20 protein-coding genes are annotated in these 25,689 nt (G+C 68.8%); 6 read left to right on the forward strand and 14 right to left on the reverse strand.

Features of this window, described 5'->3' with window-relative positions; genetic code table 11:
• Window positions 1-82: 82 nt before the first annotated feature.
• Entirely contained in the window at window positions 83-880 is a 798-nt protein-coding gene (locus KA248_04010; protein ID MBP7829062.1) for an amidohydrolase family protein, read from the forward strand.
• 49 nt (window positions 881-929) lie between these two features.
• Here KA248_04010 and KA248_04015 read toward each other — a convergent pair whose 3' ends face one another.
• From KA248_04015 to KA248_04025, 3 genes are read right to left on the reverse strand one after another with little or no spacing between them, the layout of a single operon-like run.
• Window positions 930-4,916 carry an efflux RND transporter permease subunit gene (locus KA248_04015; protein ID MBP7829063.1) on the reverse strand — a complete coding sequence of 1,329 codons (3,987 nt, stop codon included), beginning with the start codon at window positions 4,914-4,916 and terminating at the stop codon, window positions 930-932.
• The gene (locus KA248_04020; protein ID MBP7829064.1) at window positions 4,906-6,366 is read right to left on the reverse strand and encodes an efflux RND transporter periplasmic adaptor subunit; all 1,461 of its coding nucleotides are present in this window, start codon (window positions 6,364-6,366) and stop codon (window positions 4,906-4,908) included. The genes KA248_04015 and KA248_04020 overlap by 11 nt, the downstream gene beginning before the upstream one ends.
• Before the next feature lie 12 nt (window positions 6,367-6,378).
• Window positions 6,379-7,692 (reverse strand): TolC family protein, encoded by a 1,314-nt coding sequence (locus tag KA248_04025; protein ID MBP7829065.1) that lies wholly within the window; start codon window positions 7,690-7,692, stop codon window positions 6,379-6,381.
• Window positions 7,693-8,128: 436 nt separating this feature from the next.
• Here KA248_04025 and KA248_04030 point away from each other — a divergent pair, with 436 nt between their 5' ends.
• The 4 genes from KA248_04030 to KA248_04045 are packed head-to-tail and all read left to right on the forward strand — an operon-like array spanning window position 8,129 to window position 12,591.
• The gene (locus KA248_04030) at window positions 8,129-8,566 is read left to right on the forward strand and encodes an Hsp20/alpha crystallin family protein (GenBank protein MBP7829066.1); all 438 of its coding nucleotides are present in this window, start codon (window positions 8,129-8,131) and stop codon (window positions 8,564-8,566) included.
• A complete protein-coding gene (gene lon / locus KA248_04035) occupies window positions 8,563-10,968 on the forward strand; it encodes an endopeptidase La (GenBank protein ID MBP7829067.1) in 2,406 nt (801 codons plus the stop codon). Before KA248_04030 ends, lon begins: the two co-directional genes overlap by 4 nt.
• Complete coding sequence (locus KA248_04040; protein MBP7829068.1) at window positions 10,965-11,762, forward strand: outer membrane lipoprotein-sorting protein; 798 nt, start codon at window positions 10,965-10,967, stop codon at window positions 11,760-11,762. Before lon ends, KA248_04040 begins: the two co-directional genes overlap by 4 nt.
• 10 nt (window positions 11,763-11,772) lie before the next feature.
• On the forward strand, window positions 11,773-12,591 hold the full coding sequence (locus KA248_04045) for a hypothetical protein (GenBank protein MBP7829069.1): 819 nt from the start codon (window positions 11,773-11,775) through the stop codon (window positions 12,589-12,591).
• 104 nt (window positions 12,592-12,695) lie between these two features.
• Here the strand turns inward: KA248_04045 and KA248_04050 are convergent, their stop codons facing one another.
• From KA248_04050 to KA248_04065, 4 genes are read right to left on the reverse strand one after another with little or no spacing between them, the layout of a single operon-like run.
• Window positions 12,696-13,667, reverse strand: a complete 972-nt coding sequence (locus tag KA248_04050) for an ROK family protein (GenBank protein MBP7829070.1) — start codon at window positions 13,665-13,667, stop codon at window positions 12,696-12,698.
• Window positions 13,664-14,449, reverse strand: a complete 786-nt coding sequence (locus KA248_04055) for a TatD family hydrolase (GenBank protein MBP7829071.1) — start codon at window positions 14,447-14,449, stop codon at window positions 13,664-13,666. The genes KA248_04050 and KA248_04055 overlap by 4 nt, the downstream gene beginning before the upstream one ends.
• 13 nt (window positions 14,450-14,462) lie before the next feature.
• On the reverse strand, window positions 14,463-16,085 hold the full coding sequence (locus tag KA248_04060; GenBank protein ID MBP7829072.1) for a TIGR03790 family protein: 1,623 nt from the start codon (window positions 16,083-16,085) through the stop codon (window positions 14,463-14,465).
• Window positions 16,086-16,094: 9 nt separating this feature from the next.
• Window positions 16,095-18,233 carry a sodium-translocating pyrophosphatase gene (locus KA248_04065; GenBank protein ID MBP7829073.1) on the reverse strand — a complete coding sequence of 713 codons (2,139 nt, stop codon included), beginning with the start codon at window positions 18,231-18,233 and terminating at the stop codon, window positions 16,095-16,097.
• A gap of 170 nt (window positions 18,234-18,403) precedes the next feature.
• Between KA248_04065 and KA248_04070 the strand changes: the two genes are divergently transcribed.
• A complete protein-coding gene (locus KA248_04070) occupies window positions 18,404-19,189 on the forward strand; it encodes a 3'-5' exonuclease (GenBank protein ID MBP7829074.1) in 786 nt (261 codons plus the stop codon).
• Between the two features lie 3 nt (window positions 19,190-19,192).
• Here KA248_04070 and KA248_04075 read toward each other — a convergent pair whose 3' ends face one another.
• The 7 genes from KA248_04075 to ftsH all read right to left on the reverse strand — a co-directional run bounded on the left by KA248_04075 (window position 19,193) and on the right by ftsH (window position 25,499).
• The gene (locus KA248_04075) at window positions 19,193-19,414 is read right to left on the reverse strand and encodes a NifU family protein (protein ID MBP7829075.1); all 222 of its coding nucleotides are present in this window, start codon (window positions 19,412-19,414) and stop codon (window positions 19,193-19,195) included.
• Between the two features lie 76 nt (window positions 19,415-19,490).
• Window positions 19,491-20,162 (reverse strand): hypothetical protein, encoded by a 672-nt coding sequence (locus KA248_04080; protein MBP7829076.1) that lies wholly within the window; start codon window positions 20,160-20,162, stop codon window positions 19,491-19,493.
• A complete protein-coding gene (locus KA248_04085) occupies window positions 20,159-20,857 on the reverse strand; it encodes a tetratricopeptide repeat protein (protein ID MBP7829077.1) in 699 nt (232 codons plus the stop codon). Before KA248_04085 ends, KA248_04080 begins: the two co-directional genes overlap by 4 nt.
• Window positions 20,857-21,819 (reverse strand): hypothetical protein, encoded by a 963-nt coding sequence (locus KA248_04090; protein ID MBP7829078.1) that lies wholly within the window; start codon window positions 21,817-21,819, stop codon window positions 20,857-20,859. The genes KA248_04085 and KA248_04090 overlap by 1 nt, the downstream gene beginning before the upstream one ends.
• A complete protein-coding gene (cdaA, locus tag KA248_04095; GenBank protein ID MBP7829079.1) occupies window positions 21,812-22,678 on the reverse strand; it encodes a diadenylate cyclase CdaA in 867 nt (288 codons plus the stop codon). The genes KA248_04090 and cdaA overlap by 8 nt, the downstream gene beginning before the upstream one ends.
• Entirely contained in the window at window positions 22,675-23,535 is an 861-nt protein-coding gene (folP, locus tag KA248_04100) for a dihydropteroate synthase (protein ID MBP7829080.1), read from the reverse strand. Before folP ends, cdaA begins: the two co-directional genes overlap by 4 nt.
• Before the next feature lie 35 nt (window positions 23,536-23,570).
• On the reverse strand, window positions 23,571-25,499 hold the full coding sequence (gene ftsH / locus KA248_04105) for an ATP-dependent zinc metalloprotease FtsH (protein MBP7829081.1): 1,929 nt from the start codon (window positions 25,497-25,499) through the stop codon (window positions 23,571-23,573).
• Between the last annotated feature and the right edge of the window lie 190 nt (window positions 25,500-25,689).

A 25,689-nucleotide genomic window follows, 5' to 3' on the forward strand; every position in this document is an offset into this window, starting at 1 on the left:
CCGGGGCAAGCCTTCTCGCCGGCCCGGAACGCGGCGATTTTTCCGCTTGAAAACAACGCCTCCGCGGCGGAGGGTTACGGCCATGCGGCGGAACATCATCGACGTGCATACGCACGTGTTCCCGGACGACCTGGCGGCGCGCGCCCTGAAGCACCTGGCCGGCAACTCCGGCGAACAGGCTTTCACCGACGGCACCGCGGGCGGCCTCCAGGCCTCCATGCGCCGGCACGGCATCGCCTTGAGCGTCACCCAACCGGTGTCCACGCGCCCGGCCCAGACGCCCACCATCAACGCCTATGTCATGGCCCTGCGCCAGCCGGACTTGATCCACTTCGGCACGCTGCATCCCGATTACGAGAACCCGGGCGCCGAGATCGAGCGCCTGGCCCGCGGCGGCATCAAGGGCATCAAGTTCCACCCCGACTACCAGAACTTCTTCGTGGACGAGGAGCGGATGTTCCCGGTTTACGAAAAAATGGCCCGGGCCGGACTGATCGCCTTTTTTCACGCCGGGGTGGACATCGGCCTGCCGCCGCCCGTTCACTGCCCGCCGGACCGGCTCGCCCGGGTCCTCGATCGCGTCCCCGACTTGACCGTGGTCGCCGCGCACTTCGGCGGGTTCAAGATGTGGGACGAGGTGGACCGCCACCTCGTCGGCAGGAACCTGTGGCTCGAATCGTCCTTCACGCTGGCGTGGTTCCCGGCCGCCGAGTTCGTCCGCATGGCGCGGCGGCACGGGATCGGCCGCGTGATGTTCGGCACGGATTCGCCGTGGGCCGACCCGGGCGCCGAGATCGCGCTGATGGAGAAGACCGGCCTGGACGAGGCCGAGCTTGCCGCGGTCTTCCACGACAACGCCGCGCGGCTGCTCGGACGGTAAGACGCCGCGGAGGCCCGGTTTCGGCGGGCAGGCGCGGCGCCTGCGGAAGCTATCCCTTCAGCCTCTTTTCCTTTACCCAGCAGTACAGCACGGGCGCCATGAACAGCGTGATCACTTCGATGGCCATGCCGCCGAAGGCGGGGAGCGACATCGGCACCATGATGTCCGCCCCGCGGCCCGTCGAGGTCAGCACGGGCAGCAGCGCCAGGATCGTGGTCGCCGTGGTCATCAGGCAGGCCCGGATTCGCCGCTGGCCGGCATACACGGTGGACTCCCGGATTTCACCGACGGTGGCCGGCTTCACCTTGCCGAACCGCTGGTCCATGTACGTGCAGATGACCACCGCGTCGTCCGAGGCGATCCCGAAAAGAGCCAGGAAGCCCACCCAGACGGCGATGCTCATGTTGACGGGATGCACCTGGAACAGGTGGCGCAGGTCCACGCCCAGGATCGATACGTTCAGGAACCACGGCTGGCCGTACAGCCAGATCAGCAGCAGCCCGCCGGCCCAGCAGACGAAGATCGTGGCGAACACCAGCGAGGTGGTGATCACCGAGCGGAACTGGAAGTAGATGATCATGAAGATGACGAACAGGGTCATCGGCAGGATGACCGACAGCGTTTTCTGCGCGTGGAGCTGGTTCTCGTAGCTCCCGGCGAACCGGTACGAGACGCCGGGCGGGAGCTTCAATTCACCCGACGCTTGCTTGGCCGCCAGGTAACGCTGGCATGCCTCGACGACGTCCACCTCGGCCTGCCCGGGCTTCTTGTCGAAGAGCACATACCCGATGAGGAACGTGTCCTCGCTCTTGATGGCCTCCGGGCCGCGGACGTAGCGGATGTCCGCCAGTTGCGCCAGGGGGATCTGCGCGCCGCCCATGGCGGGCACCAGGATCCGCTCCAGGGTCTCGACGCTGTCGCGGAGTTCGCGAAGGTAGCGCACGCGGACGGGGAATCGCTTCCGGCCCTCCACCGTCGTGGTGAGGCGCGCCCCGCCGATGGCCACCTCGATCACGTCCTGCACGTCCGCGATCTGCAGGCCGTAGCGGGCGATGGCCTCGCGGCGGATATCGATCTCCAGGTAGGGCTTGCCGACGATCCGGTCGGCGATGACGGCGGCCGGTTCGACTTCGGGCACCTCCTTGAGAAACCGCTCGATCTCGAGCCCGCCCCGCTCCACGCTGTCCAGGTCGGGGCCCTTGACCTTGACCCCCATGGGCGCGCGCATGCCGCTCTGGAGCATCACGATACGCGCCGCGATCGGCTGAAGCCGCGGCGCCGAGGTGGTCCCGGGCACCTGCGCCGCGGCGACGATCTCCTTCCAGATGTCGTCCGGGCTCCGGATTTCGTCGCGCCACTGCCGGAAGGGCCGGCCTCGCGGGTCGGGGATCAACTCGCCGTTTTCGCGGACGAATTCACGGAGTTTCTTGTCGTAGCGGAAGGAGAGCCGCCGGCCGTCGCGATCGGCGATGTATTCGGGTTTGTACGTGATGACGGTCTCGATCATGTTGACGGGGGCCGGGTCGAGCGCGCTGTCGGCGCGCCCGATTTTCCCCACCACGGACTCCACTTCCGGGATCGCGCGAATGGCCATGTCCTGTTTCCGGATGACGTCCAGCGCCTCGCCGAGCGAGGCGTGGGGCATCGTCGTGGGCATGTAGAGGAACGAGCCCTCGTCGAGCGGCGGCATGAACTCCTTGCCCAGGCCGGGGAAAGCGTGCACGAGGGTGGACCAGACGCGGGTCCGGCGCACGGAAGCCGCGTCGATCCCGACCTTCTCGGCCGCCCGGGGCACGAACCCGAACAGGGTCCCGAAGCCCAGCCACCCCATGTAGCCGACCGCCACCATCGCCGCGGGCATGGCCAGGAAGGCGAGCTTGTGCGCCAGGAACCAGCGAAGCATCGGCGCGTAAAACCGCTGCGCCAGGTGGAAGAGCCCCAGCAGGCCGCCGATGAATACCGCCACGAGAATGAAATTCCGCGCAAAGCCCGCCTCGAGGCCGAGCGGCAACCAGTTCCGGGTGAGCAGGACGCCGACCGATAGAATAACCAGCGCGTTAGCGAGCCACGGGGTGAACCGGCGCACGCGCGCGGGGAACCGGTCCGCGACCAGGAGATAGAGTCCGACGATCGCCAACAGTGTCCCGGCCGACCACCAATGCAGCCGGAGGCCGAGCAGCGCGCCGGCGGCGATCAGGCCGGCAGGGCCGAGGCGTTGGGCCGTTTTCGACCGGACCTTCCCGGAAAACAGGATGTGCGCCGCCGCTGGGATCACCGTCAGGGCGACGATCACCGAGCCGATCAGGCAGAACGTCTTGGTGAAGGCCAGCGGGCGGAACAGCTTGCCCTCGGGGCCGGTCATGAAAAAGACCGGCAGGAATCCGACCACGGTCGTGGCAATGGCCGTCAGAACCGCGCGGCCGACTTCGGTCGCAGCCCGGTAGATCACCTCCAGAGAGGTTTCGGGGTTCAGGGTTCGGGGTTCAGGGGGGGTGTTTCCTGAACCCTGAACCCTCCCTCCTGAACCCTTCGCATCCTCGAGGTGCTGGACTATGTTCTGGCAGAGGATGATCCCCATGTCCACGATCGTGCCGATGGCGATCGCAATGCCCGAGAGCGAAACGATGTTGGCTTCCACGCCGACCACTTTCATGGCGATAAAGGCCATGAACACGGCCAGCGGCATCACGGCGCTGATCAGGAGCGAGAGGCCCAGCTGCGAGGCCATGACGATGACGACGATGGTCGTGATGAGCACCTGCTCGTAGAGCGCATTGTTGAGCGTGCCCAGCGTTTCATAGATCAGCCCGGTCCGGTCGTAGAAGGGCACCAGGGTGATGCGGCTGGTGGTGATCCCCTTCGGCCACTGCTCGCGGGGCGTGGAAGCCAGCCACGGCGCCCAGGACTCCTGGTTCAACTCCGCGCCGGCATAAGCCTCGAATCCGCGGCCGCGGGCGAAGGTCTCCAGTTCGGCGCGCGTGGTCCGGTCGTAATCCACGACGGCCTTCACGGGGAGCGACGGCGCGATCTCGGCGATCTTTTCCTTCACGTTCCGGATCGCGGCCAGGGGGTTGTAGCCGTGCCGGACGACGACCACGCCGCCCACGGCTTCCGTCCCTTCCTTGTCCAGCGCGCCCTCCCGGTAGGCCGGCCCCAGCGCGACCCGGGCGACGTTCTTCACGTAGATCGGCACGTTCTCGTTCACCTTGACGACGGTGTTCTCGATGTCCGCGATGTTCCGGATGAACCCCCGCGCGCGGATCAGGTACTCCACCCGGTTCAGTTCGATTTGCCGGGCGCCCACGTCGAGGTTCGACATGCGCACGGCGCGGAAGACCTCCTCCAGCGACACGTCGTGCGCCCGCATGGCGTCGGGGTCCGCGTCCACCTGGTATTCCTGGGCAAACCCGCCCACGGGCGCGACTTCCGTGATGCCCTCGGCGGCTTGCAGGTGATAACGGACCGTCCAGTCCTGGATCGTGCGCAACTCGTGCAGGTCCCAACCCCCGGCCGGCTGCCCGTCCGGGTCGCGACCCTCGAGGGTGTACCAGAAGATCTGGCCCAGCGCCGTGGCATAGGGGCCCAGCGCGGGCTTCACGTCCGGCGGGAGAATGCCGGCGGGAAGCCCGTTCAGCCGCGCGATGACGCGGTTCTGCGCGGCCTCGAAGGGCACGGCTTCCTCGAAGATGACATAGATCATCGAGAATCCGAACATCGAGGTGCTGCGGACCGTTTTCACGCCCGGAATGCCGAGCAGGGAAACCGTCAGCGGGTAGGTCACCTGGTCGTCCACGTCGCGGGGCGAGCGGCCCATCCATTCGCTGAAGACGATCTGCTGGTTCTCGCCGATGTCGGGAATGGCGTCCACGGCCACCGGGTTGCGCGGCAGCCCGCCGAGGTTCCAGTCGAACGGCGCGACCATGACGCCCCACGCGATCACGAAAAGCACGAGCAGCGCGACGACCAGCTTCTGCTCGAGGCAGAAGCGGATGACGCGGTCCAGCAGGCCGACCGGCCGGCCTTCGTCAGTGGTCATGGCCTTCTCCGGGGAGACGCTCGGGTTCTATTCCCGCCGCCCGCATGGCGGCGATATGCTTGTCCGGGTCCTTGGCGAACTCCGCCTCGCAGCCGCCGCAGCAGAAATAGATTCTCAAGCCCTGGTGGTCTGCATACTGCGTCTTGTCTATTTTGCCTCCCATGATCGGGCACAGGGTTTGGGGGCGCGGGGCCGGCGCGGCCACCGGCGGGGCGCCGCTCCCCGGCGCCATCAGGCTGGGCTGGCCCTGGATTTGCAGCGAGCTGTCGAGCTTGAACGCCCCGTTCACGACGACCCGTTCGCCTTCCTGCAATCCCTCGCGGACGACAAACCAGTCGCCCGCCCGAGGCCCGAGAACGATGTCGCGGCCTGCATACGTCCCCTCGGTCCCGGGCAGGGCCACGTAGACCACCGCCCGCTTGCCGGTGAGCAGGGGGGCGGTCGCCGGGATGACGAGCGGCGGGCCGCCCGGCCCGGACATCCCGGCCCGGACGATGGCGCGGACGAACATCTCCGGTTTCAGCCGGCCGTCGTCATTCGGCGCGTGGACGCGCACCTTGACCGTCCGGGTCATCGGGTCGAGCAGCGGATCAATGAACGCGATGGCGCCCTTGAACGATTCGCCCGGATACGCCTCAGCCTCGAACTCGACCTCCTGGCCTTCCCGCAGCAAGGCGATGTCCGACTCGTAGGCGTCGAGGATCACCCAGACATGGGTCAGGTCCGCCACGGTGAACAGGCGCATCCCCGGCTCCACGTACTGGCCTTCCCGCGCCTCCTTCTCCACCACGACGCCGCCGAGGGGCGCGTAGAACGTCACATGCTCGCGCACGGCGCCGCTTTGCTCGATGCCGGCGATCTGCTCGGCGGTCAGGCCCCAGAGCCGCAGGCGTTCGCGCGCGGCATCGAGGAGCCCGGCGCCGGCCGGGTTCTTGAACGCCTGCAAAAGTTCCTGCTGGGCCGAAACCAGGTCGGGGCTGTACAGCTCCGCCAGGGGATCGCCGGACTTCACCGCCAGGCCGGCGTAGTTCGCATGCAGCCGGTCAATGCGTCCGGGGATGCGCGGAGCGATAGTGGCCAGGCGCGTTTCGTCGAACTGCACCTTGCCGACCATGCGAATCTCCACGGGGACATGACGACGCTCGACGGGCGCGACGGCCACCTCCGCCAGGGCCCGGGCCGCCGGCGACAGCGTCAGTTGGCGCGGTTCCGCCTCCAGGGCGGAATCCGTTTCCACCGGGATCAAGTCCATGCCGCACAACGGGCACAGCCCGGGCTTCGACTGGCGAATCTGCGGGTGCATGGAACAGGTCCAGAGTTCCGCCTTGTCCTCGAGGTCTTTGGAAGGCGCGCCCGAAGGGTTCCCTCCGTGTCGGTCACAACTCCGGCCGGCAAGGAATCCGATCGCCAGGAGCAGGATCGCCGTTCCCACATATCCGCTTCTTTTCATGGGTCCGCTCCTTCAGGGGCCGGTGCGCGCGGGGGTCCCCAGCGTCTCCTGAAGCTCCGCCCCGTATTTGCCGATGCAGCAGCCGATCTCCACCACGGCCAGTTCCAAATCCACCAGCGCGCGCTCGTACGACAGCCGGAAATCGAGCAGCGTCCGCTGCGCGTCCACGACGTCCATGAAGTCCGTCCGTCCGGCCACGAAATCCTGCCGGACGACCTCATAGGTCTGCTCCGCCTTGGGGATCAGCGAATCCCGGAACAGCGCCACCCGGCGCGCGGCGTCCCGGTGCATCACGATCGCCCGGCGCAGTTCCACCGTGAGCGCGTTGCGCTGATCGGCCTTCCGGTTCCGGGCCGATTCCGCCAGGGCCGCGGCCTCCCGCCTCCGCGCCGCGTTCTTCCCGCGCCACCACGGCAGCGTGATGCCCACCATGAGCGAGGCGTCGTACTCGTCCCCGCCTCCCTCCATGCCCGGCATGCTCATGACCCCGGCCCCCAGCATCAGGTCCGGCAGGCCGACCCGCCGGGCCAGCTTTTCGGTATATCGATTTTTTTCGATCAGGGCCTGCGCCGCCTTCAGCTCCGGGTTGAGGTCGTCGATCAGGCCGAACAACACGGCGTCGTCCGGAAGCGCGGGGGCCGATGGAGAGGTCTTCGGCCAGGGCAGGGGCTCGTACACGGTCAGGTCCAGCAGGGCGGCCAGTTGGTCCGACCGGAGACGCCGCTCGTCCCGCAGGGCGGCCGCTTCGCTGGAGGTCCGTTCCCGCTCCACCTGCGCCTTCGTCACGTCCGCGAACCGGGCCGTGCCGGCCTCGTACCGGGCCCGGGTCACGTGCTCCAGGTCGGCGAGCAGCCGCTCGTGTTCCTCCAGCGCGGCGAGGGAGCGGCCTTGCAGGTGATAGTCGTAAAAGGCCCGGCTGACCCGGTCGTAGAGATCCAGCCGGGCCGCCTCGAATTCATGGCTCGCCGCTTCGGCTTCCGCCGCGGCTTCCTTTTTCATTAGCCCGCGGCGGCCGAACAGGGGAATCGCCTGGGTCAGCGCGACCTGCCAGCGCACGTCCTTCTGCTCGACAAACTGCTCGAAGGACAACTGCGGATCGTCCAGGGCGCCCGCCTGCGTCGCACGCTCCACGGCGGCCTGCCACTCCTGGCGAACCCCCTTCAACCCGGGATTCTCGCGGAAAGCCCTCTCCAGGTATTGATCCAGCGTGGCGCCGTCCTCCGGGCCCGGCCAGTCCCCCGCGCCCGCCTGTCCGCGCGCCACGACGCCGCCCACCGACAGCAGCAGGACCGCGGCATTTCGCCAGGGCGTCCGCGTCATACTCACGCCTCGCTTCGGACCGGCCACCCGAGATTCTCCTCGTGCCGCGTCTTCAAGTTTTTCATCGGATCCTCCGGCGCCCCAATATACCCCATGGGGGTATAAGGTCAAGGCGGGCCGCCTGGTCCAAATCCGCGCGCAAGGATCTTCGACCCCATGCCCTCCCGCGCAGGTTCTCCTTGGCGGTCACGGCTCGCGGGACGCTCGCCCTCCAGGCGAGGAACCTATCTGCATGGTATAGACAGCGTTATGGAGGGCGAGCGTCCACGCGAGCCGCAAAGGCGGCGCCGTGCGCAGGGATTGCCCCAGTGACCGCAATTCTTACACGCGGATTTGGGCCCGGGGACTCCGTGAGGCCGTCCAAATGCGGCTTGAGCGGGGGTCCTTCCGGGAGTATCTGTAGGCTGTTGCCCGGGACGTGCCCGGCGACGGGAAGGTACGTATGACCCGCAATATCCTGGTGCAGTGGGCGCAGATCCAGCGGAAGCTGACCGGCCTGTCCGACCACACGCTCGAGCCTCATGGCGCGGGGGCCTGGTCGCCCAACACGGACGTGTACGAGAGCGCGGACGACGTGGTGATCAAGATGGAGTTGGCCGGCGTGCCGGCGGAGAGCCTCCACATCGTCCTCGAAAACCGCGTGGTGCATGTCGAGGGGCTCCGCCGCGACCCGCACAGCGGCGAGAGCGCCGCCGGCTACCGGTTCCGCCAGATGGAGATCGAGTACGGGGCCTTCCGCCGGACCCTCGAGCTCCCGTTCGCCGTGGACGGGGAGCAGGCGGCGGCCCGGATGCAGAACGGCATCCTCACGATCAAGCTCCCCCGCGCCCGGGAGTCGAGCGGGCAGAAGATCACCGTCACCACGGAAAGCGAGCCATGAGCGAAACGCCCGAACCCGGCGGGGCCGCCCCGGTTCCTCCGGCGGAGCCGCAGAACGGGGAGCGCACGAATTCGTTCCCGCCGGTGCTGCCCGTGCTGCCGATGAGCGACTTGGTGCTGTTCCCGTCCATGGTCGCGCCCCTCGTGGTCAACACGCCCAAGTCGACGAGGCTGATCGACGCCGTCACCGGGGGGCCGCGCCTGCTGATCACCGTCCTCCAGAAGAGCCGGGCGGCGTCGGACGACGCCGTCGGGTTCACGGACCTTTACGAATACGGGTGCGTGGCCCGGCTGATCAAGATGCTGAAGTTTCCCGACGAGACCGTGCGGATCCTCGTACAGGGCCTCTCGCGCTGCCGCCTGGCGCGGCCCCACGAGAACCCCGGATACCTGGAGACCTACCACGCGATCCTCAAGGACGAGGTCGAGGATTCCGTCGAAACCATGGCCCTGGCGCGCAACGCCTCGCAGAAGTTCCAGGAGATCATCACTCTCTCGCCCACGCTGCCCGAGGAGCTGAAGATCGCCGTGTTCAACGTCGACGGGCCGGGCGCGCTGACGGACCTGATCGCCTCGCACCTCAACATGTCCCTGGAGGACCGCCAGGCGCTGCTCGAGGAATACCGGGTCAAGGGCCGCTTGAGCCGCCTGACCACGCTGCTGAACCGCGAGTTCGAGGTGCTGCGGATGGGCACGGAGATCCAGCACAAGGTCAGCGAGAACTTCGCCAAGACCCAGCGCGAGTTTTTCCTGCGCGAGCAGATGAAGGCCATCCGCCAGGAGTTGGGCGAAAAGGACCAGCAGCAGATGGAGGGCCAGGAGATCGAGAAGAAGATCGCCGCCGCCAAGCTGCCGCCGGAGGCCCTCGAGGCGGCCCACAAGGAGCGGGAGCGGCTGCTGACGATCCCCAGCGCGTCGCCGGAATACGGCGTGATCCGCACGTACCTCGATTGGCTCACGGAGTTGCCCTGGGCCGCGGCCACGGAAGACGTGCTGGATATCACCCGGGCGCGCGCGGTGCTCGACCGGGACCACTATGACCTGGCCAAGGTCAAGGACCGCATCCTGGAATACCTGTCCGTGCTCAAGTTGAAGAAGGACCTGAAGGGGCCGATCCTGTGCTTTGTCGGGCCGCCGGGCGTCGGCAAGACGTCGCTGGGCCAGTCCATCGCCCGGGCGCTCGGCCGCAAGTTCGTACGCATGTCGCTCGGCGGCATGCGGGACGAGGCGGAGATCCGCGGGCATCGCCGCACCTACGTGGGCGCCCTGCCGGGCCGGATCATCCAGGGCCTGCGCAAGGCCGGCTCCCGCAACCCGGTCTTCATGCTCGACGAGATCGACAAGCTGGGCCAGGACTTCCGCGGCGACCCGTCCGCCGCGCTGCTGGAGGTGCTCGACCCCGAGCAGAACGCCTCCTTCACCGACCATTATCTCAATGTGCCCTTCGATCTTTCCTCCGTGTTGTTCATCACCACGGCGAACCTCGTCGATCCGCTGCCGCCCGCGCTGCGCGACCGCATGGAGACCCTGGAACTGCCCGGGTACACGGAGAACGAGAAGATCCACATCGCGGCCAAGTACCTGGTGCCGAAGCAAGTGGCCGCGCACGGGCTCAAGCGCGCGCAGGCGGTGCTGCCCCGGACAACGCTGCAGCGGATCATCGGCGAATACACCCGCGAGGCGGGCGTCCGGAACCTGGAGCGGCAGATCGCGGCGATCTGCCGCAAGACTGCGCGACGCGTGGCCGAGGGCCGCCGGGGCTCCAGGACGGTGTCTCCCGAGGCGCTGCACGGGTTGCTGGGGCCCCGGCTTTTCGAGGCCGAGATGGCCGAGCGGCAGTTGGAGCCCGGCATCGCGACCGGCCTCGCGTGGACGTGGGCCGGCGGCGACATCCTGTTCATCGAGGCGACCCGCATGCCGGGGCGCGGCCAACTGACGCTCACGGGTTCGCTGGGCGACGTGATGAAGGAATCCGCGCAGGCGGCGTTGAGCTACGTCCGGGCCAACGCGCGGAAGCTGGGCCTGCCGGCCGACGTGCTGAAAAGCACGGACATTCATATCCACGTCCCCTCGGGCGCGATCCCGAAGGACGGCCCCTCGGCGGGCATCACGATGTTGGCGGCCCTCGTGTCGCTGCTTTCGGGCCGGGCCGTGCAGGCGGGCGTGGCCATGACCGGCGAGATCACCCTGCGGGGCAAGGTCATGCCCGTCGGCGGCATCAAGGAAAAGGTCCTCGCGGCGTCGCGCGCCGGCATCCGGCGGATCATCCTGCCCGCCCGGAACCGGCGAAGCCAGGAGGACGTGCCCTCCGAGATCCGCCGCAAGATGAAGTTCGTCTTCGTGGAAAACGCGGAGGCGGCCCTGCGCGCGGCGCTGGGACCGGCCCGCCGGGGGGAGGCATGATCCGGCGCGCCGCGGGGATGGTCCTGCTGGCCTGCGGCGTGCTCGGGGCGCGGGCCGCGATGGACGACGGCCCGCTCCTTCAGCCGGAGGCCTCCTGGCCGGATGCCGGTGAGTTGGTCCGCGGCGTGGTGGCCGGGCTGCCCGACGTCCCCGTGGTGATCCACGCGCAGTTGCAATCGAAGGACCGGCGCGGCGTGATCGAGGGCGTGTTGAACGCCGAGATGAAGCTGGACTGGTATGGCCGGCCGCCGACGGCCGACTACCTGATCCGCGACGCGTTTGGCGCCGGCCGGGAAGCGCTCCGCTTGAGCTGGTCCGAGCCCGGTCGCCCGGCCTACGGGTATCGGCGGGGCGACCCGCCCGCGGAGGCGGCGCTGCCGGACCTGTACCGGCCGATCGAGGGGACCGACATCAGCTGGGTGGACTTGAGCCTGTCCTTCCTCTGGTGGCCGGGCGGCCGCACGGTCGGCATGGAGAAGATCAAGGGCCGCATGTGCTATATTGTGGATATCCCGGCGCCGCCCGGGGAGCCGGGGAACTATGCCGGCGTCCGGCTCTGGATCGAGCCGCGCATACGCATCATGCTCCAGGCCGCGGCTTACGACACGGGGGGCGAGGTGCTACGCCTGGTCGAGGTGAAGAGCTTCAAGAAGGTGCGCGACCTGTGGCTGATCCAGAACCTGGACGTGCAGACCTTCCCGGGGCGGCACCGGACGAGCCTGCGTGTCCGGCGCGTGGAAGTGGCCGGCGAGTCCGTGGAAGAGAGCGAGCCGGACGATCGTGGAGACGGGTAAGGAGGCGGCCGTGGCGGATATTCAACTGAAATGCGCCCAGTGCGGGAAGGAAACCGCCGTTTCCGAGTTTGTGTCCGTGGAGGCGCTGACCTGCCCGGCCTGCGGTGCGGCGTTGTGCATGCCGGAGCGGAAGGAGGAGGCGGCCCCGCTTAAGATTCGCCTCCAGGAGCGCGAATCCAAGACCGGCCTGACGGGCCGCGAAATGGACGTGGATGTCCTGGCGCGCGCCGTGGCGGCGAAGGAGACCGACTCGGTCCTCGGCGAAGTGCACAAGGCCCGGACCCAGGTCCGGAAATCCACCGGCCTCTGGCTTTGGGTGATCCTGCTCCTGGTTGGGGGCGGGTTGGTCGGCTGGCAGCATGCCGTGGCCGAGGGGCTCGGCCCCGAGTGGCTGGCGGACGGGTATCCGGTGGTCCGGTCCGTCGTCTCCGGCCTGGCCATGGTCACGGTCCTGGTCGTGGCCTTCTACGAGAGCTGGGTGCAGGGCGTGTTATGCCTGCTGCTGCCCTTTTACATCCTGTACTACTCGATCGTCCGGATGGAGTTCAACCTGGTGCGCGGACTTTTCCTGGGCGTGTGCGTGGCCCTGGCCGCCGAGGTCAAAATCCTGCCGAAGCAATCGCTCCTGATCGCCGCGCAGGGCGGGTTCGAGCAGATGATCGTCAACGTGAACCAGTTGATCCAGCGCGCCGGGGAGCCGCCGAACATGCCGCCCAGCCGGAAGCGCGGGCGTTCCAAGCCGAAATCCTTCATGCCTCTGCCGCCCCGCGGGGGACCGTCCGTTCCGATCGTGGGCCGGGCCTTTATGCTTGGCCATCAAGCTTCTTGAATGGCTGAAAAAAGCATTCCACACCTTGCAAGGTGTGGAAATGCTCTGGCGGGGCGAGTGGTCCGTCCGCGGGATGTGGCCAGGAGTGCGTCGCGGAAAAAACTTTATTCCATCATGGCCAGCGTCGCCGCGCCGATAACGCCGGCGTCGTTGCCCAGTTCCGCGGGCTTGATCACGATCCGCTCCGCGAACACCGGGCTCAACCGCTCGGACAGGTGCCGGCGCAGGGGATCGAACAGAACCGGACCGCTCTGCGCCACGCCCCCGCCGACAATGAACGCCTGGGGCTGGATCACGTAAGCCACCGACGCGAACGCCGCCGCCAGGCAGTCGGCCATGAAGTCGAAGATTTCCAGCGCCAGGACATCGCCCTGTTTCGCCGCGCGGGCGATGAGCTCGACCGTGATCGCGGCCGGGTCCCCTCCCGCGAGGTCGCGGATCAGCGACGCGCGGCCCTGCTGGAGGGCCTGCGCGGCCCGCTCCACCAGGCGCCGGTTGCCGACGTATTGCTCCAGGCCGCCGCGCCCCTGCGGGGACTTGATGCCGTCCATGCGGATCGACACGTGCCCGATCTCGCCGGCCATGGAATAGGCCCCGCGGTAGAGCTGGTTGTTGATGACGATGCCGCCGCCGACGCCGGTGCCCAGGGTCACGAACACGGCGTGCTGGTAGGCGCGGCCGGCCCCGTAGGTGCATTCGCCCAGGGCCATGACGTTGACGTCGTTGTCCACCCGGACGTGCAGCTTGAACCGCTCCTCCAGCCTCGGCGCGAGATGAACGTTGGTCCAGCCGGGCACGTTCGCCAGGTCGTAAATGAACCCGCGCTCGAAATCCACGAACCCGGGCACGCCGACGCCGAGGCCGGCCAGGGGCGCGTCCGCGGAAGCCGTCTTGTCCTTCAACTGCTCCAGGCCGCGGCCGACGGCGTCGAGCCAGCCGTCCAGCCCCGGGGCCTCCTTCGTCGGGATCTTCGCCCGGGCCTCGACCTCGCCGCGTTCGTTGACCCGGGCCATCTTGATGAAGGTTCCGCCGAAATCCACGCCGATGGCGTGGCGCATGCCGCTGCCGTCTTTCATGATTTTGCTCCGAGAAAAAGCCTCTCCGCGTTCGCCGTGGTACTATGCGCGATGCGTTCGAGGCTGTCATTTCGAATTTTGGCGAGCGCCTCGGCCACGGGCACCACCCAGGCAGGCTCATTGCGTTGGCCGCGGTGCGGTACGGGCGCGAGGAAGGGCGTGTCGGTCTCGATCAGCAGCCGGTCCGCCGGGAGGCCCCGGGCCACTTCGCGCAGCGGGCCGGCGTTGCGGAACGTCAGGATGCCGCTGAAACTGATCATCAGGCCCAGGTCGATCAGCCGCGCGGCGAAGTCCGCGGTGCCGGTGAAGCAGTGGAGCACCCCGATCCGCTCGGGATCGCCCCGCCACGCGGCGGCGTGCTCGCGCAGCAGGTCCAGCGTGTCCGCGTCCGCCTCGCGGCTGTGCACGATGACGGGTTGCCGGCGCCGGCAGGCGATCTCCAACTGGGCGGCAAAAAGCGCCTTCTGGGCCGCCGCCGTTTCCGGCTCGTAGTGATAGTCCAGGCCGATCTCGCCGAGCGCCACGACGCCGGGCCGGGCGAGATCATCCTCCAGGACGGCCAGGGCCGGCGTGGCGCAGGCCTGGTCCCGGTCGAACCCGAGCGAGGCGAGCACCTGCGCGGGCGCCTCGGCCGCCGCCGCCAGGGCGGCCCGGTTCAGTTCCGTCGATCCGCCGACGGCCACGATCCGCGCGACCCCGGCCGCGGCCGCGCGCGCCAGGACGGCCCGCCGCTCCGCGGGGGCCGGGAAGATGTCGAAGTGGGCGTGGGTGTCGAAGAACATCGGGGACCGGCGTTCAGGGCTCGGGGTTCGGGGTTCGGGGTTCAGGAGGAAGGGAATCCACGCGGCCGGATTCGAGCCACGGCAGCACCGGGCTGTCCTTCCAGCGCTCGCGCAGCGCCCGCTCCAGGGCATCGGCTTCCGGGCCGCGGTCCAGCGCCCGGAGGATGCGGAGCGCGAGCGCGCCGGAGCGCACGGCGGTTTCCGCGGTGGCGGCCTGCTCGGCCGCGGCCCGGTATTCCGCGATGGCCTCCGCGTAGAGATCGTTGCGGGCGTACAATTCGGCCAGTTTTTCCTTCAGGAGCGGGCTGCCGGTTTCCGCGATCCAGCGCCGGCAGAGCCCCAGCGCCACGTTGAAGCGGCCGGCGCGCACCAGCCGGTTGACGACGCGGACGCGGGCCCACCCCGGGCCCTCCTCGTGCTCCGCCTGCGTTTCCGCCGGGCGGAGGAACGGCCGGTAGAGCGGGTCGCCGATCACGGTGACCTGCCACGAGAGGACCGGCTGGGCGAGATAGGCGCTCTCGCCGAACGTGAGCCCGCGGCACAGGCGATCGGTGAAGATCGACAGGTACGGAGTCCAGTTGAGCAGCGGTTCGCCCACGCAGCCCATCGTCGCCGCCGCCCCGGCGGCCAGCAGCGGCCCGGCCCAGTGCTCGGAGGCCGTGCGCAGGATCGCCGCGCTGCCGGAATGGATGTGATAGGCCACGGCGCCCGGCTCGAAGCGGAACCCGGGCCGGAGGAAAGGGCCGGACACGTGCTCGGCGTACCAGCCCAGGTAGAAGGCCGCGTGCTCCATCGGGAAGGCGGGGCCCCAGACGGGCTCCGCGGCATCCTCGACGACCTCGAGGCCTTCCCGGGCGAGACGCTCCGCCGCCTCGGCCAGCCAGTAATCGCCCATCGCGTAGCCGCCCCGCTTGATGCCGCGCCGGTCCACGTAGGCGCGCCCGCTCAACCCGAGCCGCTCGGCCGCCGCGGCGTCGTCGATCATGCGCCGGACCGTGGCCGGGTCCGGGCCGTCCAGCCGGGCGGCGATCAGGACGCGGGACGCGGAGGCCGGCGCGTCGGCCTCGCTCATCTGGTTGAACAGGGGATTCGTGTACGGCCCGCGGATCGGGTGGGCGGCGTGGAGCAGCAGGGCCAGTTCCGAATCCACGGCGGCGGCGTCCTTGAGATCGAGCCGCCGCAGCCGGTTGGCGACGATCTCGCCGATCCGCCAGCGGGTGTCGGTGATGCGCACGGGCACGCCGTACATGCAGACCAGGTAGCGCACCGAGGAGGAAAGGGTCTGCCACTCGCTTTCGTGGCGGCGCACGGAGTCCGCGGGCCGGCGCGCCTGCTCGATCAGGCGGCGTTCGCGCAGGAAGGCCAGCAGCGGGTCCCGCAGACGGACCTCGTACACTTCGCGCAGGAGGGTCTCGCCGGCGGGCAGGTCCAGGGCGCAGAGGTGATCCTCCGGGATGCCGCGGACCTGCAGGTAGTGGCGGGCCAGTTCGAGGGACTCGGGCACCCGCCGGTTCGCGACGACCACCGTGCGGCGGGCGAGATCGTCGGCCCGCGCGGCGCCGGCCCACAGCGCCAGCGCTAAACAAAAGAGCCGGGCGCCGCTGTATCGCGCCACGCCCGGCCCCTTTGTCCGCATGGCCGATCCCTACTTCAGGAGCGGGCTGACGGCCTTCAGGATGGGCGCGATGACCAGGGCGACCACGCTCATCAGCTTCATGAGGATGTTCAGCGACGGGCCGGCGGTGTCCTTGAAGGGATCGCCGACGGTGTCGCCGACCACGGCCGCCTTGTGCGCCGGCGAGCCCTTGCCGCCGTGCGTGCCGCCCTCGATGTGCTTCTTGGCGTTGTCCCACGCCCCGCCGGCGTTGGACATGAAGAGGGCCATCAGCACGCCCGAGGCCGTGACGCCCGCGAGCAGGCCGCCGAGCATTTCCTTGCCGAACACGAAGCCGACCACGACGGGCGTCAGGATGCCGAGCAGGGCCGGCACGCTCATCTTCTTGATCGCCGCCGCCGTGGAGATGTCCACGCACCGGGCGTAGTCGGCCTTCACGCCTTCCTTGCCTTCCAGCAGGCCGGGGATCGTCTTGAACTGGCGGCGGACCTCCTCGACCATCGCGAAGGCCGCCTGCCCGACGGCCGTCATGGCGAAGGCGGAGAAGAGGAACGGCATCATGCCGCCGATCAGCAGGCCGGCCATGACCTTCGGATCCGTCACGTCGATGACCGGGAGATTCACGGTTTCGCGGAAGGCCGCGAAGAGGGCGAGGGCGGTAAGGGCGGCGGAGCCGATGGCGAATCCCTTGCCGATGGCGGCCGTCGTGTTGCCGACGGCGTCGAGCTTGTCGGTCCGCTGCCGGACTTCCTTCTCGAGGCCGGACATTTCCGCGAGGCCGCCGGCGTTGTCGGCGATCGGGCCGTAGGCGTCCACGGCCAGCTGGATGCCCGTGGTGGCCAGCATGCCGAGCCCGCCGAGGGCGATGCCGTACAGCCCGGCCATCCGGTAGGTGAGGATGATGGCCGCGCCGAGCACGAGGACCGGCAGGGCCGTCGAGAGCATGCCCACGCCGAGGCCGGCGATGATGTTCGTCGCCGCGCCGGTTTCCGCCGCGTCCGCGATGCTGTTGGACGGGCCCTTGCCCTCGGCGGTGTAGTACTCGGCCAGCAGGCCGATGATCACGCCGGCGACCAGGCCGACGATCGTGGCCCAGTAGATGCCGGTCGCCGTGTAGACCTCCTGGAACGTCTCCACCACGCCGCCGCGCAGGGTCATGGCCGTGAGCTCGAAGGTCGCCGGGGCGATGGCCTTGACGATCCAGTAGGAGACGATGGCCATGATGAGCCCCGCGCCGATCGTGCCGGTGTTGAGCGCCTTCTGCGGGTTGCCGCCTTCGCGCGTCCGGACGAAGAACGTGCCGATGGCGGAGAACACGATGCCGGCGCCCGCGATGACCAGGGGGAGGAGCACGAGATTCAGGACGGGCTTGTCGGCGGAGGTGACCAGGGCGGTGGCGCCCAGCACCATGGCGCTGACGATCGCGCCGACGTAGGACTCGAAGAGGTCCGCGCCCATGCCCGCGACGTCGCCGACGTTGTCGCCGACGTTATCCGCGATGACGGCGGGATTGCGGGGGTCGTCCTCGGGGATCCCGGCCTCGACCTTGCCGACCAGGTCCGCGCCGACGTCCGCGGCCTTCGTGTAGATGCCGCCGCCCACGCGGGCGAAGAGGGCGATCGAGCTGGCGCCCATGGAGAAGCCCGTGATGATCGGCAGGACCGTCGCGCGGAGCGTCTCCACGTCCGACGAGGCCGTCACGCCGAACTTCTTGAAGAAGACGATCGTCAGCAGCGAGATCCCGGCGAGCCCGAGCCCGACCACGCACATGCCCATGACGGCGCCGCCGGAGAAGGCGACCTGGAGGGCGGAGGCCAGTCCCTTGCGCGCGGCGTTCGTCGTGCGCATGTTGGAGGCCGTGGCCACCCGCATCCCGAAGAAGCCCGACACGCCGGAGCAGAGCGCGCCCACGACGAAGGAAACCGCCACGAGCTTGACCGCCCCCTGGTTCAACCACGCCAGCAGCGCGGCCACGACGACGACCACGATGGCCAGCACCTTGTATTCGCGGGAGAGGAACGCCATGGCGCCCTCGCGGACGGCCGCGCCGATGGCCTGCATTTTTTCCGTTCCGGGCTCCTGCTTGTAGATCCACGCGGTCTTCCACCAGGCAAAGACCAGCGCCAGGATCCCGGCGCCGAGCGACAGGTAGAGCAGGGTCGTGTCCATCTGAATCTCCTTATTATTCCGGCACATCAGGCCGCTTTCCCGGCCGGACCCACAACCGGACGGGCGGACACTCTAGGGGGCCGGCCCGGTGGTGTCAATCCCGCAGGCGGGGCCGAAAAAGGTTGCATCCGCCGCCGGAACCCGGGAAAAGAGAGGCGCGGAGCACACCCATGCTGAAACTGAAACTCGACAGGCCGCTGGCCGTCTTCGACATCGAGTCGACCGGAATCAACAAAAAGGCGGACCGGCTGATCGACCTGGCGGTCGTCAAGTTCTGGCCGGACGGCCGGACGGAATCCTGCACCTTCCGCGTGAATCCCGAGCGGCCGATCCCGCCGGACGCGACGGCGATCCACGGCATCACGGACGAGATGGTGAAGGGCTGCCCGACCTTCCAGCAGGTCGCGCCGCGCGTGATGGACGTCCTCAAGGACTGCGACCTGGCCGGGTACAACATCCTGGGGTTCGACATCCCCTTGCTGACCGAGGAGTTCTCCCGCGCGGGGCTGGTCTTCGACATGCAGAATCGCCGCGTGCTGGACGCCCAGCGGATTTTCCACAAGAAGGTCCCCCGCGACCTCCCCGCCGCGCTGGCCTACTACTGCGGCGAGATGCACCTCGACGCGCACGACGCCATGGCGGATGTCCAGGCCACGGTCCGCGTGCTGGAGGGGCAGTTCGAGCGCTACGCCGACCTGCCCCGCGACCTGCAGGCGCTGGACGAGTTCTGCAATCCGCGCCACCCGGAATGGGTCGACCGCACAGGCCGGTTCCGGTGGGTCAACGGCGAGGTGGTGATCAATTTCGGAAAGAAACAGGGCGTGACGCTGGCCGATATGGCTAAAAACGACCCCGGGTTTCTCAAGTGGATGCTGAAAGGCGATTTCGCGCCGGACGCCCTGGAGATCGCCAAAAACGCCCTCGACGGAAAATTTCCGCGCCTGCCCGCCGGCTGATCTTCAGTCCACCCGTTCGACCGACAGGTCCGGGTTGACGACCTCGCGGAGCTGGGCCTCGATGCCGTGATGCAAGGTCATCAAGGCCCCGGGACAGCCGCGGCACGCGCCGAGGAGCTTGAGCTTGACCACCTGTCCCTGCAGGGCGACGAATTCCACGTCGCCGCCATGGGACTGGATGTACGGGCGAATCTGCTCGATGTAGGCCTTGACCTGTTCTTCCATGTCCGGAACCTTTCGTTGGAGCCCCAAGATTCCCCATCCGGGCGCGACTTGCAAGCGGGCATTTCCGGCGGCCCGGTCAGCGCCGCGCGTCCCGGACCCGGAAGCGCATCGTGATGGGCGTGTGGAGCGGCGGCACGGCCTTCTTGTTCACGGCCAGGATCTCGTCGTCGGCGCCGACGGCATCGCCGATGTTGACGATGGCCCACGGATCCCAGTAGGTCGCCACCAGGCTTTCCTCGGCCAGGGCCTTGAATTCCCCGTCCTCGATCGCCGATCCCGTGAACAGCCAGGGGGTGTTTTTCAGGGGCCTGTTGCGCCCCACGTGCAGGAGGAACCGCTCCGCCGGCAGAGAGCGGCGCTTCCCCTTGATCTCCCAGTCCACCCGGATATCCAGGACGGGGCCGGCGGCCCCCGGCTGGCCGAGCCCCGCGGGGGGCGTGCCGGGCTGCAGGCCGAGCAGCAGCAGGCCGGTCTGGAGGTCGAGCGGATGCACGTCGAGGACGAAGACGCTCTCATGGGTCTTGCCGCCCTTGCCGCAGGCCAGCAGTTCGATCGCCCCGGAGACCTGGTTGACCCAGCCGGTCGCCAGGACCGTGCGCGTGGAGGGATCGACGCGCACGGACCCGAGGACGGCGACGCCGTCCTTCCACACGGGCGGAGCCGGGGCGGCGGCCGGGTCCCCGCCCCGGGCCGGGATCCCGGCGGCCAGGGCGAGCAGCACCGTGATTCGAAGAAGGGCGGGCTTCATTCGATGATGGACATGGCCTCGGCGGCGCGGCGGCATTTCTCCATCTGGCGCCGGTACTCGGCGATGTTGCGCTCGGTGCCCCGTTCCGCGGCGGCGAGGTCGAAGGCGATCTGGGCGGCGCGCTCCGCCCGGGCGTACTGGCCGAGGATGTAGTAGGACTCCGACAGCGTGCTCCAGACGTGGTAATCCTTGGGGGCCAGGAGCAGCGCGTCCTGCGCGAGCTCCAGGGCGCGGGCCCCGTTGCGGATGTGGTTGTCCTTGGCCGTCGCGTAGAGCCAGGCCAGGTTGTTCTTGAGCGAGTAGTCGCCCGGGTTCTCCGCGACGAGGGCCTCGAAGATGTCGCGGCCTTCCTCGTACTGCTGAAGTTGGATCATGATGTTACCCAGGCCGAACCGGGCGCGGTGGTTCTTGGGGTCTAACTTCAGCACGCTGCGGAGCTGGGCGAGGGCGTCCTGGATGCGACCCCGGTTCATGTTGCCGTAGGCCTGGTCCAGGCGCCGGTTGATCTCGCGGAGCGCCTCGCGGGTCTGCGCCGGTTCCTGCGGCGGCGCGTCCGGGGGCGCCGCGGGCTCGGCCGCCTTGGCCCAGCTGGCGAAGGCGAAAATCATCAGGTCCGCGTCCGCCGGGCCGGCGCAAAACCCGGCCAGCAGCCACGCCCCCGCGACGACCTTCAGGGTTTGGCGCCATGCATGCATTACGGTTCTCCCCACGTCACCGTGACCACGGGCGGATCCATCTTGACCACGGTCAACCCGGGCGGCACGTGGACCCGCAGCGGCAATTCATAGGTGCCTGCCTTCTCCACGTCCGAGCCGTCCGCATACACCCGCACGTCGCGCGCGTCCAGTTTTTTCAGCAGTTCGGCGCGGCCGCGCACGGACAGGGAGATCGACGGCGGCTCGACGGACAGGCGCTCGCGGGCGCCCGGCCGGGCCAGCACCCCCACGGCGACGTCCGTCCAGGTCTCGGCGCTCGTGCGCTCGCCCATGGTCACGTCCACGGAGACCTGGCCGGGGATCGGCTCCAGCAGGATGGTTTCCGGCGGAACCTGCACCGGGACGCGCGGCTTGCGGAACGACTTGGTGCGGCCCTCGATATCCAGCGGGGCCGTAGGGACCGACTCGATCTTCTGCAGCCGGCTGCGGGGCCCCGCCAGGGTGATCGTCGCCGGCGTGCAGACCCAGCGTTCGACCTCGAATTCGTCCGCCGGCGCGCCCTGGAAATCCGCCTTGACCGGCACGACCTTCTCCTCCTGGCGGTCCAGGTTCACCGCGATCTCGTTGGGCCGGATCTGGACCGGGCGGACCGTGTTCGGCGCGTTGATGTGCCGCGGCAGAATCTTCAGCCGGGCGGGCGGGTTGGTGCCGTTCAGGGCCCGCGGGCTCACGTCGATCTCGACCTTGACCTGGTCGCGGTTCAGGAAGCGGATATCCTCCTCGGAGCCGCGGAACACGATGTCCACGGCGGCGACCGACTGGTCCAGCACGGCCCAGCCCTCGGGCAGGCGCAGTGCGACGGGCACCTCGCGGATGCGCGCCTCGAAGTTGATGACGGACTGGATGCCGTACCACGTCACCGTGGCGAGGACCACGGCCGCCAGCTTGCCCCCCCAGTTGCGCCGGAGCATCTCGAAAAGCCTGGTCGCCCAGCTAGGCATTCGGGCGGGCCTCCTGTTGCCGGGCGGCGTCGGTCTTGGCCACGCCCTCCGGCGTGAGGTCCAGTTGCTCCTTCACGCGCCCCATGCGGCTCTGCGGCCGGGGCCCCTTGAGCAGCACCGCCGAGAGCATCCGCCGCAGCCGCTCCTCGTCCAGGCCGCGGCTCAACCGACCCTTGTAAGCCACGGAAATCGTCCCGGTCTCCTCCGAGATGACGACCACCAGGGCGTCCGTCTCCTCGGTCAACCCGACGGCCGCGCGGTGCCGCGTGCCCAGCGCCTTGCTGATTTCCTCGCGCGCGGACAGCGGAAACATGCAGCCCGCGGCGACCAGCCGGTTGCCGCGGATCAGCACGCCGCCGTCGTGCAGCGGCGTGTGGGGGTAGAAGATGCTCGCCAGGAGTTCGGGCGTCACCACGCTGTCGATCCGCACCCCGGTCTCGTGCACCGCCCGCGTGCCGATCTCGCGCTCCACGGCGACCAGCGCGCCGATCTTCCGCTCGGAGAGCATCAGCGCGGCCTGCACGATGTGCTCCACGACGGTGCGTTCGGCCGCCGGGGAGGCGAAGACATGCGGCTTGCCGAGCTCCGCGAGCGCGCGCCGGATCTCCGGTTGGAAGATGATCACCAGCGCCACCGCCAGGTAGATCGACGCCCGCGCGACCAGCCAGTTGACCGTGTCCAGGCGCAGCACCCGGGTCAGCACGATCATCACGCCCAGCACCACGGCCAGCCCGAAGAGGATCTGCACCCCGCGCGTGCCCTGGAAGAACATGATCACGTAATAAAACGCGACCGCGAACAGGGCGATTTCAAGCAGGCCCGTCCAGCCGGGCCACTGGATCTGGTGCAGGAAATTCACGTTGGGCTTTCCTGCCTCAACATATCCACGACGCGGACCGCATCGCAAGTCTCCTTTACGTCGTGCGTGCGGATCAGGTGCGCCCCGCGCGAGATCGCCCAGGCGGTCGCGGCGAGCCCGCCCGCGAGCCGCTCTCCCGCCTCGCGTCCCGTGATCCGGCCCAGGAAACTCTTGCGGGAGAGCCCGACCGCCACCGGCCGGCCCAGCCCGGCCAGCGCGTCCAGGCGGCGCAGGAGGGCCACGTTGTGCTCCAGCGCCTTGCCGAACCCGATGCCGGGGTCCACGGCGAGCGACTCCGGGGCCAGTCCTTCCGCCGTGAGGCCGGCGATCCGGCCCGCCAGGTAATCGCGGACCTCGCGGACCACGTCCTCGTACCGCGGGTTCGCCTGCATGGTCCGCGGCGTCCCCTGCATATGCATCAGGATCACCCCCGCGCCGTACCGGCCCGCCACGGCGGGCATCTCCGGGTCCGCGGACAGGGCGGAGACATCGTTGACGATGTCCGCTCCGGCCTCGAGGGCGCTTTCCGCCACCGCCGCTTTCGTGGTGTCGATGGAGAGGGGGATGTCGCTCTCGGAACGGATGGCTTTGATCACCGGCCGCACGCGCCGGATTTCCTCCTCCGCCGGCACGGGCGCCGCGCCCGGCCGTGTGGATTCGCCGCCGATGTCCAGCAGGGCGGCCCCTTCCGCGATCATCCGCCGGGCCTGTTCCAGGGCGCGGGCCGGGTCGAGGAACCGGCCGCCGTCGGAGAAGGAATCGGGCGTGACGTTCAGGATGCCCATGACGAGCGTGCGCCGGCCGAGTTCGAACCGGCGGCGCCGCGCGGTCCACAGGAGTGTCGGCTGCTCGTTCATGTCCCGGTTTCCGCTATGGCCGGGCCCCCGGCGGATCAGGCGGGAGGGCTCGGCGGGGGCGTACCCGGCGCCGCGCGCTCGGCCTCGGACAGGATCCGGCCGTGCTCGATGATCTCCGCGACCTCGCGGCCGTCGAGCGTCTCCCGCTCCAGCAGCAGCTGGGCCACGCGGTCCAGGCTGGCGCGGTTCTCCCGGAGCATGCCCAGGGCCTTGTCGTGGGCCTCGCGGACGATCCGGCTGATTTCCTCGTCGATCTGCCGGGCCGTCTCCTCGCTGATCTCGTTGGTCCGGGAGACTTCGCGGCCGAGGAACAGCAGTTCCTCGCGCTGGCCGAAGTTCAGCGGGCCGATCTTCTCGCTCATGCCCCACTCGGTCACCATCATGCGCGCGATGTGCGTCGCCTGCTTGAGATCGTTATGCGCGCCGGTGGTGATGTCGCCGAAGACGAGCTCTTCCGAGGTGCGCCCGCCCATCATGCCCACGAGGGTGGCTAGCAGCTTGGCCCGGCCCTCGGTGTAGCGGTCCTTCTCCGGCAACTGCATCGTCGCGCCGAGCGCCGCGCCGCGCGGGATGATGGTCACCTTGTGCAGCGGCTCGCACTCCTCGAGCAGCTGCAGCAGGATGGCGTGCCCGGCCTCGTGGTACGCCGTCAGCTTCTTCTCCTTCTCGTCCAGCACGCGGCTGCGCCGCTCGCGGCCCCAGCGAACCTTGTCGCGGGCTTCCTCCAGCTCGCGCTCCGTGACGGCATCGAGGTTCTGGCGCGCGGCCAGCAGCGCCGCCTCGTTGATCAGGTTGGATAGGTCCGCCCCGGAAAACCCCGGCGTGCCCCGGGCGATCCGCCGCAGGTCGGTGTTCGGCGCGAGCTTCACGCGGCGGGAGTGGATGCGCAGGATCGCCTCGCGGCCCTCCAGGCCGGGCAGGTCGATGATGATCTGCCGGTCGAAGCGGCCGGGCCGGAGCAGGGCGGGGTCCAGCACGTCCGGCCGGTTGGTCGCGGCAATGATGATCACGCCCTCCTGGGTGTCGAAGCCGTCCATCTCCACCAGCAGGGCGTTGAGCGTCTGCTCGCGCTCGTCGTGCCCGCCGCCGATCCCGCTGAACCGGCTGCGCCCCACGGCGTCGATCTCGTCCACGAAGATGATGCACGGCGCGTTCTTCTTGCCCTGCTCGAACATGTCCCGCACGCGGCTGGCGCCGACGCCGACGAACATCTCGACGAAGTCCGAGCCGCTGATGCTGAAGAAAGGAACCTGGGCCTCGCCGGCGATCGCCTTGGCCAGCAGGGTCTTGCCCGTGCCCGGCGGGCCGACCAGGATCACGCCCTTCGGGATGCGCCCGCCGAGCTTCTGGAACCGTTTCGGGTCCTTCAGGAACTCGATGATCTCCTGGACCTCCTCCTTGGCCTCGTCGATGCCCGCGACGTCGGCGAAGGTCACCTTGTTGCGCTCGCGGCTCATCAGGCGGGCCCGGCTCTTGCCGAAGCTCATGGCCCCGCGCCCGGCCATGCGCATCTGCCGCACGAAGAAAAAGTAGATGATGCCGAACACCAGCAGGAACGGCGCCACGCTCGACACGAGCTGCCAGATGTACGGGTTCTGGGTCTTGAACTCGAACGGCACGCCGTTATCCCGGAGGAAGCGGATCAGGTCGTCGCCGACGACGATCTCGGTGCGGAACCGCTTGGGCCGTCGGGTCCGGGCGTCGGTGTCCAGCAGTTCGCCCCGGACGTAGTGCAGGCCGGACACCTCCACCATCACCTCGGCCTTGCGGATGCGGCGCTGGTTCACCAGTTCGACGAAGTCCGGGCTGTAGGGGACGCGCTCGTAGCGCTCCTGCTGCTGCGAGAACATCTGGTATACCGTCAGGAACAGCGCCAGCAGCAGCAGCCACAACGCCAACCCCCGGAGGGGGACGTTGGTCTTGCCCGCGCCGCTGTCCTTCGGACTGTAGATCGGAGGTTCCATGTTGTTATACGTTGGGGGAACGTACCACCCCTCCGCGCCGCATGCAACGCCGATGCGAACCCCTGTGGTGAGGATTTCAAAGTTTCCGTTTTTGTGCGGTCAAACTTTCCGAATGGGGGTCCATTGGAGCAAAACCACGGGATAACGGTCTGGGGCGGGCCTATGGCGCAGATAGGAGATACTACCGTCC

The sequence above is a fragment of the Kiritimatiellia bacterium genome (assembly GCA_018001225.1).
In the GTDB taxonomy this organism is placed as follows: domain Bacteria; phylum Verrucomicrobiota; class Kiritimatiellia; order CAIQIC01; family JAGNIJ01; genus JAGNIJ01.